The organism is Massilia agrisoli (assembly GCF_020831365.1).
GTDB lineage: Bacteria > Pseudomonadota > Gammaproteobacteria > Burkholderiales > Burkholderiaceae_D > Telluria_A > Telluria_A agrisoli.
Map to the genome: position 1 here is coordinate 889,268 of NZ_JAJHPV010000013.1, position 14,381 is coordinate 903,648.

Consider the following 14,381-nt stretch of genomic DNA (forward strand, 5'->3'; position numbering starts at 1 on the left):
TTCAATCGCTTACTATAGCGCACCCGGCCGTCCGGCCGCCACGACAGGGATCAGATCGCGGCGCGGAAGGTGTTGCGGCCCGCCTGCTTGGCCTGGTACAGCAGCATGTCCGCCTGTTTCAGCAGTTCTTCCGGCTCCAGCAGGCCGCCCTGGAAGAAGGCCAGCCCGATGCTGGTCGATACCGACACGCTGACCTCGCCCAGCTTGAACGGCTTTTGCATCGCGCTGACGATCTTGGCGGCGATGGCCGAGGCGTCTTCGTTGCGCGACAGGTTTTCCATGACGATGGTGAATTCGTCGCCGCCCAGGCGCGCCACGGTGTCGCTGGCGCGCACCGTGTGCGTCAGCCGTCCCGAAAACGCCTTGAGCAGCGCGTCGCCGGTGTTGTGGCCGTAGGTGTCGTTGACCGGCTTGAAGTGGTCGATGTCCATGTACATGACGGCCATCAGCGCGCCTTTCGCGGTACTGTTCTGCATCGCCGCATCGAGCTTCTGGAAGAACCCGGCGCGGTTGGTCAGGCCGGTCAGCGCGTCGATCTGCGACAGCATCATCAGCTGCTTCTTCTCGCGCTTGTGCGAGGTGATGTCCTGCCTCATCACGTGGAAGCCGACGATGGTGTGCCCGTCAGCGCCGGTTTGCGGAATATAGGTGATCTGGTAGGCGATGTCGCGTCCTCCGCTTTCGTCGACCTCTTCGAACACGACGGTCTCGCCGACCAGCGCGCGCCTGATATAGGGTTCGAGCACGCGGTAGCGCTGTTCGCCAATGGTGGCGCGAACCGTCGCGCCGACCATGTCGCGCCCGCCGAGGAAGTCGCGCAGGAACGCGGCGTTGTGGAAGCGGTAGGTCTCGCTGGCGTCGATGTAGGCAATCATGGCCGGCAGGGCGTCGGCGATGGTGCGCAGGCGCGCCTCGCTTTCGCGGTGGGCGGCAAGCGCCTCGCGCAGGTTCTGGTCCTGCTCGCGGCGGCGCGTCACGTCTTCGGCGATGCACAGGATGTATTCGAGATGGCCGTCGGCGTCGAACAGCGGCACCGACATCGTGTGCAGGTAGCGCACGGTGCCGTCCGGACGGCTCACCGGCTTTTCCGGCAGGTCGACCACCATTGGCGTGTCCAGCATGGCCAGGTCTTCGGCCGGCGTGGTCAGCCCGAACCCGGACGGGAAGGCCTCGGCGTCGCGCTTGCCGATCACCTGGTCGGGACGGTAGCCGGTGACCGTCTCGGCGGCCTGGTTCCAGATCAGGATCTGGCCGAAGTTATCAAGGCGCGCGCTCTTGACGTAAATGAGGAGCGGCAGGTTGTTGATCAGCGATTGCAGGAAGTTGCGGCTGCTGCGAATCTCGATTTCCTCGCGCTTGCGCTCCGTGATGTCGCGCGAGGTCACCGCCACGCCGCCTTCGATCGGCACCACCTGGTGATGAATCCAGATCGGCGCCTCGCCGTCCAGGCGGATCTCGAATTCCTCGGAGTGCGACTGGCCGGTCTCCAGCGCCTTGACGTAATTGTCGAACAAGCCGGTTTTGGCGAGCCGCGGCAGCAGCGCAAACGCCTTTTCGCCGATGAGCTGCTCACGCGGGCGCTTCAGTATCGCCGCGCCGATTTCATTGATGTCGGCGATGCTGAAGTCCACCACCTGGCCATCCTCGCCGCGCGCGGCCCTGAGCAGCATGAAGGCGTCGAGACTGCCGTGAACGGCGCCGCGCAGCATGGCCTGGGCTTCGCGGGCGGCGCACATGCTGGCGCGCAGGCGCGCGCTTTGCTTCATCAGCATCACCGACACACCGATAATCAGCGCGCCGCCGGCCAGCGCAATGGCCAGGTAGACCAGGCGCTGGCGCTCGAAGCTGGCCAGCGCCACGTCGCGCGGGATGCCCACCACGGCGACCAGCGCGTCGCGTCCCAGCTCGCTGGCGGCGTAGATGCGCGGCACCTCATCGAGCGTTTCGTCGGGGATGACTTCGGCCAGCCGGCGTCCGCGCGGCCCGACCGGATTGAATTCCAGGGTGTCGCTGGTAAACAGCGACTCGCCCAGGCGTCCCGCCGACAGGCCGGCAGCGCGGCTGACCAGCACGACGGCGGAGCGCTCGTCGATGTCGAGGCGGTCGTAGTCGTCGACGAACAGCGAGGGCTCGATCACCATCACTACCACGCCGGCAAAGCTGCCGTCAGGGCGCGACAGGCGCCGCGCCACCTGGATCTGCCACGCGCTGCCGTGCGGGCTGGTGCGCGCCGAGGTCACGATATTCACATCGCGCGCGCTGCGTGCAAGGATGGGGAAATAGGGCGTGCTGGCGGCGCTGGTGGGCATGGGCGCATTCAGGCTGTCGGCCAGCTTGCCGCTGGCGTCGTACACGGCCATCGGGATCGCCAGTTTGACCGGCAGCACGCTGTCAAGCAGGCCGCCGCGCGTGGCAAATTCGGCAAGCGGATAAGCGCCGCCCGTCTGCTCGTAGCTCAGCTTGAAGACATGGGTGGCGTGCCCGGCCTGGCGCAGGATGTTGCCGACGTAATCAGAGAGCGCGCGTGCCTGCGCCTGGCTCTGCCCGACGGCCTTGCTGTGCGCGACCTGTCGCTCCAGCTCAACCTGGTAGAGCATGGCGCCCCACATCCCCGCCAGCAACAGGATGGCAAAGACGGGAAGCAGGCTGGCGCCAAGCCGCGGCGCGGCCCAGCGGCGAAACAGTCTGAATGAGGTGCTCAAGTTTCCCCTTAGACGATTAAACTTGCTGGTTCGTGAACTGATCGTCCCTTGCGTACATTCTGCCCTCAAACTTTGCGCTTTTGTTGGGTACGAAGAAAAATAATTCCCTGCATTAAGTAAAACGGGTTTACAAGTAACTAAAATGAAATGATGAGTGACCTGAACCTGACTCCCGCCGCCGCCCGCGCGCTCCACCTGGCAGCACAGGGCATGCTGCAGCCGCGCCGCCGCAAGGCGTCCAAAGCGGACGTCATCGAGGCGATCCGCCGGATGGGCGTGCTGCAGATCGACACCATCAGCGTGGTGGCGCGCAGCCCCTACCTGGTGCTGTGGAGCCGGCTGGGCGACTATGACCCGGCCTGGCTGGAACAGCACCTGGCCGAAGGCTTGCTGTTCGAGTACTGGGCGCATGAGGCGTGCTTTGTGCCGATCGAGGACTACCGCCTGTACCGGCACCGGATGATCGATCCGGCCGCGATGGGCTGGAAGTACTCCGAGACCTGGATGCGCGAGCGCGCCGGCGAGGTCGAGCAGGTGCTGTCGCATATCCGCAAGCATGGGCCGACCCGGTCGTCCGATTTTGAACGCAGCGACGGCAAGGCCGGCGGATGGTGGGAGTGGAAACCCGAAAAGCGCTCGCTGGAGGTGCTGTTTACCTCCGGCGCGCTGATGATCGCGCGGCGCCACAACTTCCAGCGGGTGTACGACCTGGCCGAACGCGTGCACCCGGCCTGGGACGACAGCCAGATGCCCACGATGGCGGACACCCGGCGCGAGTTTGCGCTGCGCGCGGTCAAAGCCATCGGGGCCTGCAAGGCCGCGTGGATTCCGGACTACCACCGCACCCGCCGCCCCCATGTCGACCCGGATGCGCTGGTGGACGAAGGCCTGCTGCTGCGCGCCCGCGTGGCCGGCTGGGACGAGCCGGTCTATATCCACCCAGATCACCGCGCGCTGGCCGAACGCGCGGGGGCCGGGCTGCTGGCGCCGACCGTGACGACCCTGCTGTCGCCGTTCGACCCGATCGTGTGGGACCGCAGGCGCGCGCTCGAACTGTTCAATTTCGACTACCGGCTCGAATGCTATACGCCGGCCGACAAGCGGCGCTATGGCTACTTCACGCTGCCGATCCTGCGCCGCGGCGTGCTGGCGGGGCGCATCGACGCCAAGGCGCACCGGCGCCAAGGGGTGTTCGAGCTTAAGTCGGTGGCGCTGGAGCCGGGCGTGCGGATCAGCGAGCGCTTCGCCGCGGATGTGGCGGCAGCGGTGCTGCGCTGCGCGCGCTGGCATGGCTGCCCGGAGATCCGGGTGACCCAGGCCTTGCCGGAGGCTTTTGCGGCTGTGCTGGCGCAGGCGCTCGGCGAGCGCGCGGGCGACCAGCCGCAGGCGGCTTGACCTCGCTGGCCGGCGCGCGCGATGCTTGCCAGGCCGCTCAAATCGAGGCTTCGTCAATGACCCCGGGCTTGCGCAAGATCAAACCGGGGTTGTCGATGATCTTTACACTTGTTCTTCCGGGCTGACGAAAACAGAATTCATAAATACACTTCGTCCAGCCGTTCCAAAACACAATCACCCTGCCAGGTTCGCCAGGCGCGCTGTTGCGTGCCGGCTTCCTTGCCGGCGAACGATTCCTGAGGAGAGCGAATGTTAACGGCGACATACACCCTTGTAGCCCTGTCGGTCGAGCAAGCCAGCGTTCGTGTCAGCCTGCAGTCCCTTCAAAAGTTACTGCCCACTAATTTCCGGAACCAGGCGGCATTGACGCCGGGCCAGGTCACGTATGCATGCGACGCGTTGCAGCGCCTGTTCCACAACTGCCACTGGCGCAAAATCGATATTTTCCTGATCCCCGCCATGCGCCGCGCCACCGCGCAGGCCAACAGCCTGCTTGACGAGCTCGATGCGCTGAGCGACGCCGCCGGCCATGCGATCGCCGACGTGGTTGCCAGGGTCAATGCGGGGCCAATCGACAGCGAAGCGGCGGTGCGCCAGTTCTGCAAAGGCATCGGCGCGTTCTGCGACGCCATGCTTACCCGGCTCGACCGTGAGGAGCACGAACTGTTTTCGCTGGCGCGCACCATGATTTCCGGCGAGGACTGGTTCGCGGTCGCCAACCAGATGCTGGCCCACGACGCCTACCGCCAAGAGAGCCGGCCGGCGCGAGATGGCGGGCCCGGCGACATGGCCGATGCCATGCCGGCCGCCTCGCTGCGCGCAGCTGAGCGCCGCCAGGCGGCCTGGGCCGCAGGCTAGGGCGGCGGACGGGCGCCGCCAACGCAAAACCGCCGCCAGTCCCGCGCCCCGGGGCTGTGTTCTTGCTATGATGGTGGTTTTGAATGATTGATGCGACGTCATGTTTGAATTTCTTTTCAAGCGGTCCGGCGACAAAGCGGGCGCGGCCCCGGCCGAACAGGCTGAGCAGAAGGGTCAGCCTGACCAGTCGCCAGACACCGGCCAGCCTTCGCCGCGCGCCCTGCAAGCCGAAAAAATCCCGGTCCTGGCCGGCGACGAAGTTGCGGCAGCCGATTTCATCCTGAACAGCGAGTTCTCCGAGCTGCGCCTGGCCGCGGCGGAGTTTGTCCATTCGCGCGAACAACTCGAAAGAGTGCACGCGGCGATCCGCAATACCGACCGCCGTGTCGCAAAACTGATGCAGTCGCGCCTCGATGCCATCCGCCACCACCAGGCCGAGCTCGAACGCGGACGCGCCTGCATCGGCCAGGCCAATGCGCTTGTTGCCGATGACAAGCTCAGCCCAAACCAGGTTGCCGAGCTGGACCGCCGCTGGTCGGTGATCGCGGCCCCTGAACTGTCCCCCGAATTCGACGAGGTCCGCGCCCGGCTGGGCCAGCGGCTCGAAGCCCAGGTAGCGCTGCAGCGCGCGATGATCGACCGCCTCGGCGCGCTGCGCCAGCTCGCCGGCCAAGGCCTCGCGGCCCCTGAAATGGCGGCGCAGCTGGACCAGCTGGTGCAGGCCCAGGCCGAGGCGCTGGCCGCGCCGGAGCATGCCTCGCTGCCGCGCAGCCTGGTCAATGAATTCGAGATCGAGCGCGCGCGCGTCAAAGCCTCGCTCGGCGCAATCGAAAAAGGCCAGGCTGCGCTGGCCGCGCGCGAAGCGGCGCTGGACGAATGGGAAGCCGCGCCGCGCGAGTCGCTCGACGCCGAGCGCATGCGCCGCAGCTGGCAGCAGTTCGGCCCGATGCCGGACGGTGCTTCGCCATCGCTGCAGGAGCGCTTCGACGCGCTGCTCGCCGCGCTGCCGCAGCCGGTGCCGAAGGTGAAGGAACTGCGCCCGCCGCCGCCGGCAGCCGGCGCCAGCGACGAGTTCCTCGCTACGCTCGCCGCGCTGGAAGCGGCGCTGCAGCATGGTTCGCTGGCCGCCGCGGCCGATTGCGACAAGGCCCTCAAGGACAGCAAGGGCGTGCGCCTGACGCCGCCGCAGGCCGAACGGCTGGCCCACGCGCGCGCCGAATTCAAGCGCCTGTCCGACTGGGCACGCTGGGGCGGCAACGTCTCGCGCGAAGAACTGATCAAGGCAGTCGAACAGCTGCCGTCGCAAAACCTGGCGATGGCCGAACTGGCCAAAAAGGTCGGCAGCATGCGCGAACGCTGGAAGGCGCTCGACGCCTTGTCCGGCGCCGCGCCGAAAACCCTGTGGGAACGCTTCGACAGCGCCTGCACGGTAGCCTATGCACCTGCCGCCGCCCACTTCAAGCAGCTGGCCGGTGAACGCCACGCCAATGCGGCCAGGGCCCAGGCGCTGGTTGCCGAAGCGGTGGCCGAAGCGGGGCGCCTGGGTGATGCCGACAGCGCCGACTGGAAGCACGTGGCCGGCACCGTGCAGCGCCTGCGGCTGGCGTGGAGCCATCTCGGCGCCATCGACCGCAAGGAAAAGAAGCGGCTCGACCAGGAGTTTGCCGATGCGCTGAACGTGCTCCAGGGACCGCTGGAAGAGCGCCGCAAGATGGAAGCGGCAGGGCGCGAAGAGCTGATCGAGCAGGCCAGGGCCATCAACCCGCACGACCGCCACGCCCTCGACTTGCTGCGCGCGCTGCAGGAACGCTGGCAGGAGCACGCCAAGGCGCTCCCGCTCGAACGCAAGACCGAGCAGGCCCTGTGGCAGCGTTTCCGCGCCGCCTGCGACGCGGTGTTCGCAAGCCGAAAGGAAAGCGCGCACGCAGCCGACGCCGAACGGCGCGCCCACCAGCAAGCCAAGGAAGCCATCAGCGCCCGGCTGGAAGCGGCGGCCGAGGGCATCGAGCCTGGCGCCGCCGGCAAGCTGCTGCGCGAGGCGGCCACCGAATGGCATGCCATCGGCCCGGTGCCGCGCGCAAACGAGGCCAGGGTCGAGAAGCGCTATCACGCGGCGGTGGCGTCGGTGCAGCACCATGCCGATATCGCCAAGCGCAATGCCGGGCTGGCGCAGGCCAATGCGCTGCGCGAGAAGCTGCGCTTGTGCCAGGCGCTTGAGGCGGCGCTGGCGCAGGGCAAGGACATCGACGCCGTCCAGTGGACGACGCGCTGGGACAGCATGGCGCCTTTGAGCGCCGACTACGAAAAAGCGCTGGAAGCACGCCTGCGCGCGGCGCTCGGCGCTGCCGCATCGGGCAGGCGCGAGGAGTACATTCGCGTGCTCGAACGGAATCGCGACCAGCTGCTGCACGAGATCCTGCGGCTGGAAATCGCCACCGGCGTCGACAGCGGCCCGGAATTCGCGCGCGAGCGCCTGAAACTGCAGGTCGAAGTGCTGCAAACCTCGCTCAAGTCCGGGCAGAAGCCGCTGACGCAATCGGCACAGTTCCTCCAGTTGTGCGCGATGCCCGCGCTGGCCGATGCGCGCACCTCCTCGCGCATCGAACACCTGTTTGTACGCATCTTCGGCAAGGAGCATCAATGAAACAGGTAAGCGTCCAGGCGGACGATTTCGACGTCAGCGCCGAACTGGCGTCGCTGCGCGCGCAGGACCCGCGCATTGGCGCGGTGGTCAGCTTTGTCGGCACCGTGCGCGACATGAACGACGGGTCCAGGGTCAGCGAAATGGAGCTTGAACACTATCCGGGCATGACCGAACAGGCGCTGGCGAAGATCGTCGAACAGGCCGGCGCGCGCTGGCCGCTGCTTGGCGCGCGCGTGATCCACCGGGTCGGCCCCCTCAAGCCGCTCGAGCAGATCGTGCTGGTCGCCTGCGCGTCCGCCCACCGCGGCGAGGCCTTCGACGCCTGCGAGTTCATCATCGACTACCTGAAGACCGACGCCCCGTTCTGGAAGAAGGAACAGACGCCGGACGGCGCACGCTGGGTCGACGCGCGCGAGTCCGACGACAGCGCCCGCGCGAAATGGGGCAGCGCTTGAGCTGGGTGGCGGTCGGGCTGGGCGCCGCCATCGGCGCCTGGCTGCGCTGGGGCCTGTCGCTGTGGCTGGCCGGTCTGCACGGCAAGCTGCCGGTCGGTACCGTGGTGGCGAACCTTGGCGGCGGCTACCTGATCGGGCTGCTGATGGGCTTTTTCGCCTCGTTCCCGCACCTGTCGCCGGAGTGGCGGTTGTTTGCGGTCACCGGCTTCCTGGGCGGCCTGACCACGTTTTCGACGTTTTCGGGCGAGGCCATGGTGCTGCTCCAGCGCGGCGACTATGGCTGGGCCGCGGCGCATTCAGTCCTGCACCTGGCCGGTTCGATCGGCTGCTGCATGGCCGGCTTCGCGACATGGCGGATGCTGTCTAATTAAACCAACAACAAGGAGATCACCGTGGCGGATTTGGACAAGGCAGTGGCGACGCAGCTCGCCAACATCGAGAAACGCAGCGGCAAGACCCTGGCCGAACTGGGCGACATCCTGCGCGCCAGCGGCCTGTCCAGGCACGGCGAGCTGCGCGACTACCTCAAGCGCGAACTCGGCATGGGCCACGGCGACGCCAACACGACCGTGCACCACGTAATGGGCTCCGGCGGGGCCGCCGAGTCTGCCGGCAAGGAGGCAGGCGAGGTGCTCGACGCGATCTACGCCGGCCCGAAGGCGGCGCTGCGGCCCATCCATGACAGGCTGATGGATGCCATTGGGCAATTTGGCGAGTTCGAGATCGCCCCCAAGAAGGGCTACCTGAGCCTGCGCCGCAAGAAGCAGTTCGCCATGCTGGGGCCGGCTACCAATACCCGCTTCGAGCTCGGCCTCAATATGAAGGGCGTTCCGGCCACCGACCGGCTGCTGGAACAGGCCCCGGGCGGCATGTGCAACTACAAGGTCCGCTTGACCGACGCAGCCGAGGTCGACGCCGAGCTGATCGCCTGGGCCAGGCAGGCCTTCGATAGCGCCGGCTGAGCGGCGCGCCGCGGCCAAGCTCGCGCCGTCTTGCCGCAATTTCATTCATGATGTTTGCTGGTGATGCCATCTTGAAAAGGCATCTGCCTGGCCCAACCTTGCTTTCAAGTTAAATACTAGCGGGAGCATCATCATGCGGCAAGACAAACTGACGACCAAGCTCCAGGAAGCGCTCGCGGACGCGCAAAGCCTGGCGGTCGGAAACGATAACCAATACATAGAACCGGTACACCTGTTGACGGCCCTGTTGAACCAGGACGACGGCGGCGCGCGTTCGCTGTTGCAGCGCGCGGGCGTCAACGTCGGCGGGCTGACCAGTGCGCTGAAAGGCGCGCTGGAGCGCTTGCCGAAAGTCACTGGCACCGGCGGCGAAGTCCAGGTCGGGCGCGAGTTCGTCTCGATGCTGAACCTGGCCGACAAGGAAGCGCAAAAGCGCGGCGACCAGTTCGTGTCCAGCGAAATGGTGCTGCTGGCGCTGACCGAGGACAAGTCCGACGCCGGCCGCCTGGCGCGCGAAAACGGCCTGGCGCGCAAGTCGCTGGAAACGGCCATCAATGCCGTGCGCGGCGGCGAGGGCGTCCAGTCGGCAGACGCCGAGGGACAGCGCGAGGCGCTTAAAAAGTACACGCTCGACCTGACCGAACGCGCCCGCATGGGCAAGCTCGACCCGGTGATCGGCCGCGACGACGAGATCCGCCGCGCGATCCAGGTGCTGCAGCGGCGCACCAAGAACAACCCGGTGCTGATCGGCGAGCCGGGTGTCGGCAAGACCGCCATTGTTGAGGGCCTGGCCCAGCGCATCATCAACGGCGAGGTGCCCGATTCGCTCAAGGGCAAGCGGGTGCTGTCGCTCGACATGGCCGCGCTGCTGGCAGGCGCCAAATACCGCGGCGAGTTCGAGGAACGCCTCAAGTCCGTGCTCAAGGAACTGGCGCAGGACGAGGGCCAGACGATCGTGTTCATCGACGAGATGCACACGATGGTCGGCGCCGGCAAGGCCGAGGGTGCGATGGACGCGGGCAACATGCTCAAGCCTGCGCTGGCGCGCGGCGAGCTGCATTGCGTCGGCGCCACCACGCTCGACGAGTACCGCAAGTACATCGAGAAGGACGCCGCGCTGGAGCGCCGCTTCCAGAAGATCATGGTCGACGAGCCGAGCGTGGAGGCGACCATCGCCATCCTGCGTGGTTTGCAGGACAAGTACGAGCTGCACCACAAGGTGGAGATCACCGACGCGGCCATCATCGCCGCGGCCGAGCTGTCGCACCGCTACATCACCGACCGCTTCCTGCCCGACAAGGCGATCGACCTGATCGACGAAGCCGCTTCCAAGATCAAGATCGAGATCGACTCGAAGCCGGAGGTGATGGACAGGCTGGAACGCCGCATCATCCAGCTGAAGATCGAGCGCGAGGCGGTCAAGAAGGAAAAGGACGAAGCCTCGTTCCGCCGGCTGGAGCTGATCAACGAAGAGATCGCGCGCCTGGAACGCGAGTACAACGACTTCGAAGAAGTGCTCAAGTCGGAAAAGGCGATGGTGCAGGGGACCACCCACATCAAGGAAGAAATCGAGCTGGTGCGCCACCAGATGGAAGAGGCGCGGCGCCAGAGCGATTATGGCCGCATGTCCGAACTCCAGTACGGCCGCCTGCCGCAGCTGGAAGCCGAGCTGAAACAGGCCGAGATGTCGGCCGGCCGCGAACAGCAGGAGAACAAGCCCAAGCTGCTGCGCACCCAGGTCGGCGCCGAGGAAATCGCCGAAGTGGTGTCGCGCGCGACCGGCATTCCCGTGTCGCGCATGATGCAGGGCGAGCGTGACAAGCTGCTGCACATCGAAGAGAAGCTGCACGAACGCGTGGTGGGCCAGGACGAGGCGATTGTCGCCGTGGCCGATGCGATCCGCCGCTCGCGCGCCGGCCTGGCCGATCCGAACCGTCCGTACGGTTCCTTCATGTTCCTCGGGCCGACGGGCGTGGGCAAGACGGAGCTGTGCAAGGCGCTGGCCAACTTCCTGTTCGATACCGAGGAATCGATGATCCGCATCGACATGAGCGAATTCATGGAGAAGCATTCGGTGGCCCGCCTGATCGGTGCGCCGCCGGGCTACGTGGGTTACGACGAAGGCGGCTACCTGACTGAAGCGGTGCGCCGCAAGCCGTACAGCGTGATCCTGCTCGATGAAGTCGAGAAGGCCCACCACGACGTGTTCAACGTGCTGCTGCAGGTGCTCGACGACGGCCGCATGACGGACGGGCAGGGGCGCACGGTCGACTTCAAGAATACCGTCATCGTGATGACCTCGAACCTTGGGTCGCACAAGATCCAGTCGATGGACAGCGACGACCCGGGCGTGGTGAAGCTGGCGGTGATGGCCGAGGTGCGTTCGCACTTCCGCCCGGAGTTCATCAACCGTATCGACGAGATCGTGGTGTTCCACGCGCTCGACGAGAAGAACATCGGCGCGATTGCGAAAATCCAGCTCAAGCACCTGGAAGAACGCCTGGGCAAGATGGAGATGGCGCTCGATATCGACGACGCCGCGCTGCAGAAGATCGCGGAGGCGGGCTACGATCCGGTGTATGGCGCCCGTCCGCTCAAGCGGGCGATCCAGCAGCAGATCGAAAACCCCTTGTCGAAGGCTATCCTGGCTGGCAAGTTCGGGCCCAAGGATACGGTCCGCGTGCGCGTGGATCATGGCGAACTGGTGTTCGAGGAGCCTGCCGCGACGGAGATGGAAACGGCCTAAGCGGCCGTGGCTGAATGACCGCGCCCTGGCGAAAAGCCACGGCGCGGTTTTTTTATGTGCGGTCCGGTTCCTGCAACCAGCTAAACGCCGCGGCGAGGTCGTTATAGAACACGCGGTGTTCACCGTCGCCAAACGCCAGGCGCGCGAGGTAGGCGAGGCGGGTGTTTGGAACGACCAGCGCGCGGCGCAAGGTCATCGACGCGAGTTCGGATTCCACCAGTTCCTGCTGCCTCACCACCAGGTCGATGCTGGGCGCGAGGAGTTCCAGGGCGTTATAGATGACCTTGGTCTGGCCGGTCTCGGTCGCCAGCGCCAGCACCCGCTGGTGGGCTTCGACCATCATGGGGTCGGACAGCTCGCCGCGCATCCTGGCGACGATAATCCCGCCTACCGACTCAATCCATAACTGCTGCATGTCCATCTGACTGCCTCTCGTGCCTTCGATACAAAAAACAATTATAAGTCTGGCATGCCAAGGCTTGCAGCGAAGGCGCCTATGCGGAGAGGAAACTGAAGGAACTCCTCATGGCTCGCGGCAACATGGAGCGTGGACCTGGGCAGCAGCCGGTGCAATTCCAGCGCCGAGGCGAGTGGGTGGGTACTGTCGCCACGCCATGCGAGGATCAGGGCGGGGATGTGGGCAAGCGCATCGAGTGCGGGCCGGGGCGGCAAGTCGGACATTGCCGCGCCGTGGAACAGGTCGGGAATGATGCGGCGGTCGATTGCGCGCACGCCGGTTGCCAGGCTTGCGGCAATGCCGGGCGATGTGTCCGTCAGCCACCTGGGGAGGGTGCGCGCGAGGTCGCGGCTCATCAGCCGGGCCAGCGCGCGGCCGTCGGCTTCGACGCCGCGATTGGCGATGCGCTGGTACATTTCGCGTTGCGCCGCGCGGTGTTCCCAGATCATCGGCGGCATCGCGAGGACCAGTCCGGCAATGCGTTCCGGCGCCTGCACGGCGGCGTGGATGGCGCTTGCGCAGCCCATCGACATGCCGCCCGCGATGAAGCGGGAAGCGCCAGCAGCATCGCCAACGGCCAGCATGTCGGCGCCAAGGTTTTGCCAACGGAATGCCGCGGCCCCGTGCACCGCGCCGCTCTGGCCATGGCCGCGCGCGTCGTAGCGGACCAGCCGGACCGTGCCGGGTAGCCGATCCCAGCCGAACCAGCCAAGGGCATCTTCCGTGGCGATGCTCGACATCAGGCCGTGCGCCCACACCAGCGGATTGCCATGGCCGCGTGCCTGGATGTTCAAGTCGGCTTCGCCTGTGTGCATCTGTTGCCTGCTCGATCTGCAAAGACGATATGGTAACAAGCCTGGAGCGATCCCGCGATCGAAAAGGGCGGCCATCGGCAAGGGGCGGCGAAGGCGGCTACACTAGCTGCTCGACCTTCCTCCCGAGCCTGCCAATGCAAGCAGTTTCCCTGCGCGCCGACGCGCGCGTCATCGGCCTTGTCGGCCTGGCGCACGGCGTGTCCCACTTCTATCACCTGATCCTTGCCAGCCTGTTTCCCTGGCTGAAGCCCGCGTTCAACCTCAGCTATGCCGAGCTTGGCCTGCTGATGACCGTGTTCTTCGTCGTCTCCGGCGTCGGCCAGGCGCTCGCCGGTTTCGTGGTCGACCGGGTCGGCGCGCGCCGCGTGCTGTTCGGCGGCATGGCGCTGCTGGGCGTCGCAGCGCTGGTGCTTGCCAGCGCGAATCACTACGCGATGTTGCTGGCTGGCTCGATGCTGGCCGGCCTGGGCAATTCCGTGTTCCATCCATCGGATTACACCTTGCTGAACCAGCGGGTGTCGAAGGCCCGCATTGCCCATGCTTTCTCGGTGCACGGCATCAGCGGCAACCTCGGATGGGCGGCCGCGCCGGTGTTCCTCGCCATCGTGGCCACCTTCTCCAGCTGGCGTACCGCGCTGCTTGCGGCGTCCGTGATTCCGTTTGCGACCTTGTTGCTGTTGTTCCTGAACCGCGCGGCGCTGTACGCCGATCCTGTTCCGCCAAAAGCGCACGCGAGCGTGGAGGGGAGCGCGTTCGGCTTCTTGCGGCTGCCTGCCGTGTGGATGAGTTTCGGCTTCTTCTTCCTTACCGCTGTGGCGCTGGGCGGCATCCAGAGTTTTTCATCGACCAGCCTGGTCGCGCTGTACCAGGTGTCGCTGGCCTCCGCCATGGCCGCTTACTCGGCCTACATGCTGGCGTCGGCCGGCGGCATGGTGCTGGGGGGGGTCCTGGCCTCGAAGACGCAGAATCACGACCGCACCATTGCCGGCGCGTTCACGCTGGCGGCAGCGCTGGCGCTGGTGCTCGCTTCCGGCGCCGTGCCAGGCTGGTCGACGACGATCATGATGGGCCTGATCGGCCTGGCTGCCGGCGTCGCCGGGCCATCGCGCGACCTGCTCATCCGCGCCGCCGCGCCGAAGAATGCCACCGGCCGGGTGTTCGGCGTCGTGTATTCCGGCCTGGACAGCGGCCTGGCCGTTGGCCCCTTGCTGTTCGGCGCGCTGATGGATGGCGGTCATTCATCATGGGTGTTCATCTGCATCGCGCTGTTCCAGCTACTGGCGATCGCGACGGCGGTGGGCGTAGGCGGTCGCAGCCGCGCGCCGGCGCTGCAAAACGCTTAGAATG

General features: G+C 66.3%; 11 protein-coding genes. 8 read left to right on the top strand and 3 right to left on the bottom strand.

Annotated elements, in window-relative coordinates; translation table 11 throughout:
- Positions 1–50: 50 nt before the first annotated feature.
- Entirely contained in the window at positions 51–2,702 is a 2,652-nt protein-coding gene (locus LMJ30_RS13115; RefSeq protein WP_229432776.1) for a diguanylate cyclase domain-containing protein, read from the bottom strand.
- 150 nt (positions 2,703–2,852) lie between these two features.
- Here LMJ30_RS13115 and LMJ30_RS13120 point away from each other — a divergent pair, with 150 nt between their 5' ends.
- From LMJ30_RS13120 to clpB, 7 genes are all read left to right on the top strand, one after another.
- A complete protein-coding gene (locus LMJ30_RS13120) occupies positions 2,853–4,097 on the top strand; it encodes a winged helix-turn-helix domain-containing protein (protein WP_229433013.1) in 1,245 nt (414 codons plus the stop codon).
- Between the two features lie 249 nt (positions 4,098–4,346).
- Entirely contained in the window at positions 4,347–4,955 is a 609-nt protein-coding gene (locus LMJ30_RS13125; protein WP_229432777.1) for a hypothetical protein, read from the top strand.
- 100 nt (positions 4,956–5,055) lie between these two features.
- Positions 5,056–7,599, top strand: coding sequence for a DUF349 domain-containing protein (locus LMJ30_RS13130; RefSeq protein ID WP_229432778.1), 2,544 nt, complete (start codon positions 5,056–5,058; stop codon positions 7,597–7,599).
- Positions 7,596–8,054, top strand: coding sequence for a molybdopterin synthase catalytic subunit MoaE (moaE, locus tag LMJ30_RS13135; protein WP_229432779.1), 459 nt, complete (start codon positions 7,596–7,598; stop codon positions 8,052–8,054). The genes LMJ30_RS13130 and moaE overlap by 4 nt, the downstream gene beginning before the upstream one ends.
- Positions 8,051–8,425 (top strand): fluoride efflux transporter CrcB, encoded by a 375-nt coding sequence (crcB, locus tag LMJ30_RS13140; RefSeq protein WP_229432780.1) that lies wholly within the window; start codon positions 8,051–8,053, stop codon positions 8,423–8,425. The genes moaE and crcB overlap by 4 nt, the downstream gene beginning before the upstream one ends.
- A 21-nt stretch (positions 8,426–8,446) precedes the next feature.
- The gene (locus LMJ30_RS13145) at positions 8,447–9,016 is read left to right on the top strand and encodes a DUF5655 domain-containing protein (RefSeq protein ID WP_229432781.1); all 570 of its coding nucleotides are present in this window, start codon (positions 8,447–8,449) and stop codon (positions 9,014–9,016) included.
- A 133-nt stretch (positions 9,017–9,149) separates the two neighbouring features.
- Complete coding sequence (gene clpB / locus LMJ30_RS13150; RefSeq protein WP_229432782.1) at positions 9,150–11,762, top strand: ATP-dependent chaperone ClpB; 2,613 nt, start codon at positions 9,150–9,152, stop codon at positions 11,760–11,762.
- A 52-nt stretch (positions 11,763–11,814) separates the two neighbouring features.
- On the opposite strand, the gene LMJ30_RS13155 is transcribed toward clpB, so the two are convergent.
- Both LMJ30_RS13155 and LMJ30_RS13160 read right to left on the bottom strand, forming a co-directional pair.
- Positions 11,815–12,183 carry a hypothetical protein gene (locus LMJ30_RS13155; RefSeq protein WP_229432783.1) on the bottom strand — a complete coding sequence of 123 codons (369 nt, stop codon included), beginning with the start codon at positions 12,181–12,183 and terminating at the stop codon, positions 11,815–11,817.
- A 35-nt stretch (positions 12,184–12,218) separates the two neighbouring features.
- A complete protein-coding gene (locus tag LMJ30_RS13160; protein WP_229432784.1) occupies positions 12,219–13,034 on the bottom strand; it encodes an alpha/beta fold hydrolase in 816 nt (271 codons plus the stop codon).
- A gap of 134 nt (positions 13,035–13,168) precedes the next feature.
- Here LMJ30_RS13160 and LMJ30_RS13165 point away from each other — a divergent pair, with 134 nt between their 5' ends.
- Positions 13,169–14,377 (top strand): MFS transporter, encoded by a 1,209-nt coding sequence (locus LMJ30_RS13165; RefSeq protein WP_229432785.1) that lies wholly within the window; start codon positions 13,169–13,171, stop codon positions 14,375–14,377.
- The last annotated feature ends 4 nt before the right edge of the window (positions 14,378–14,381 follow it).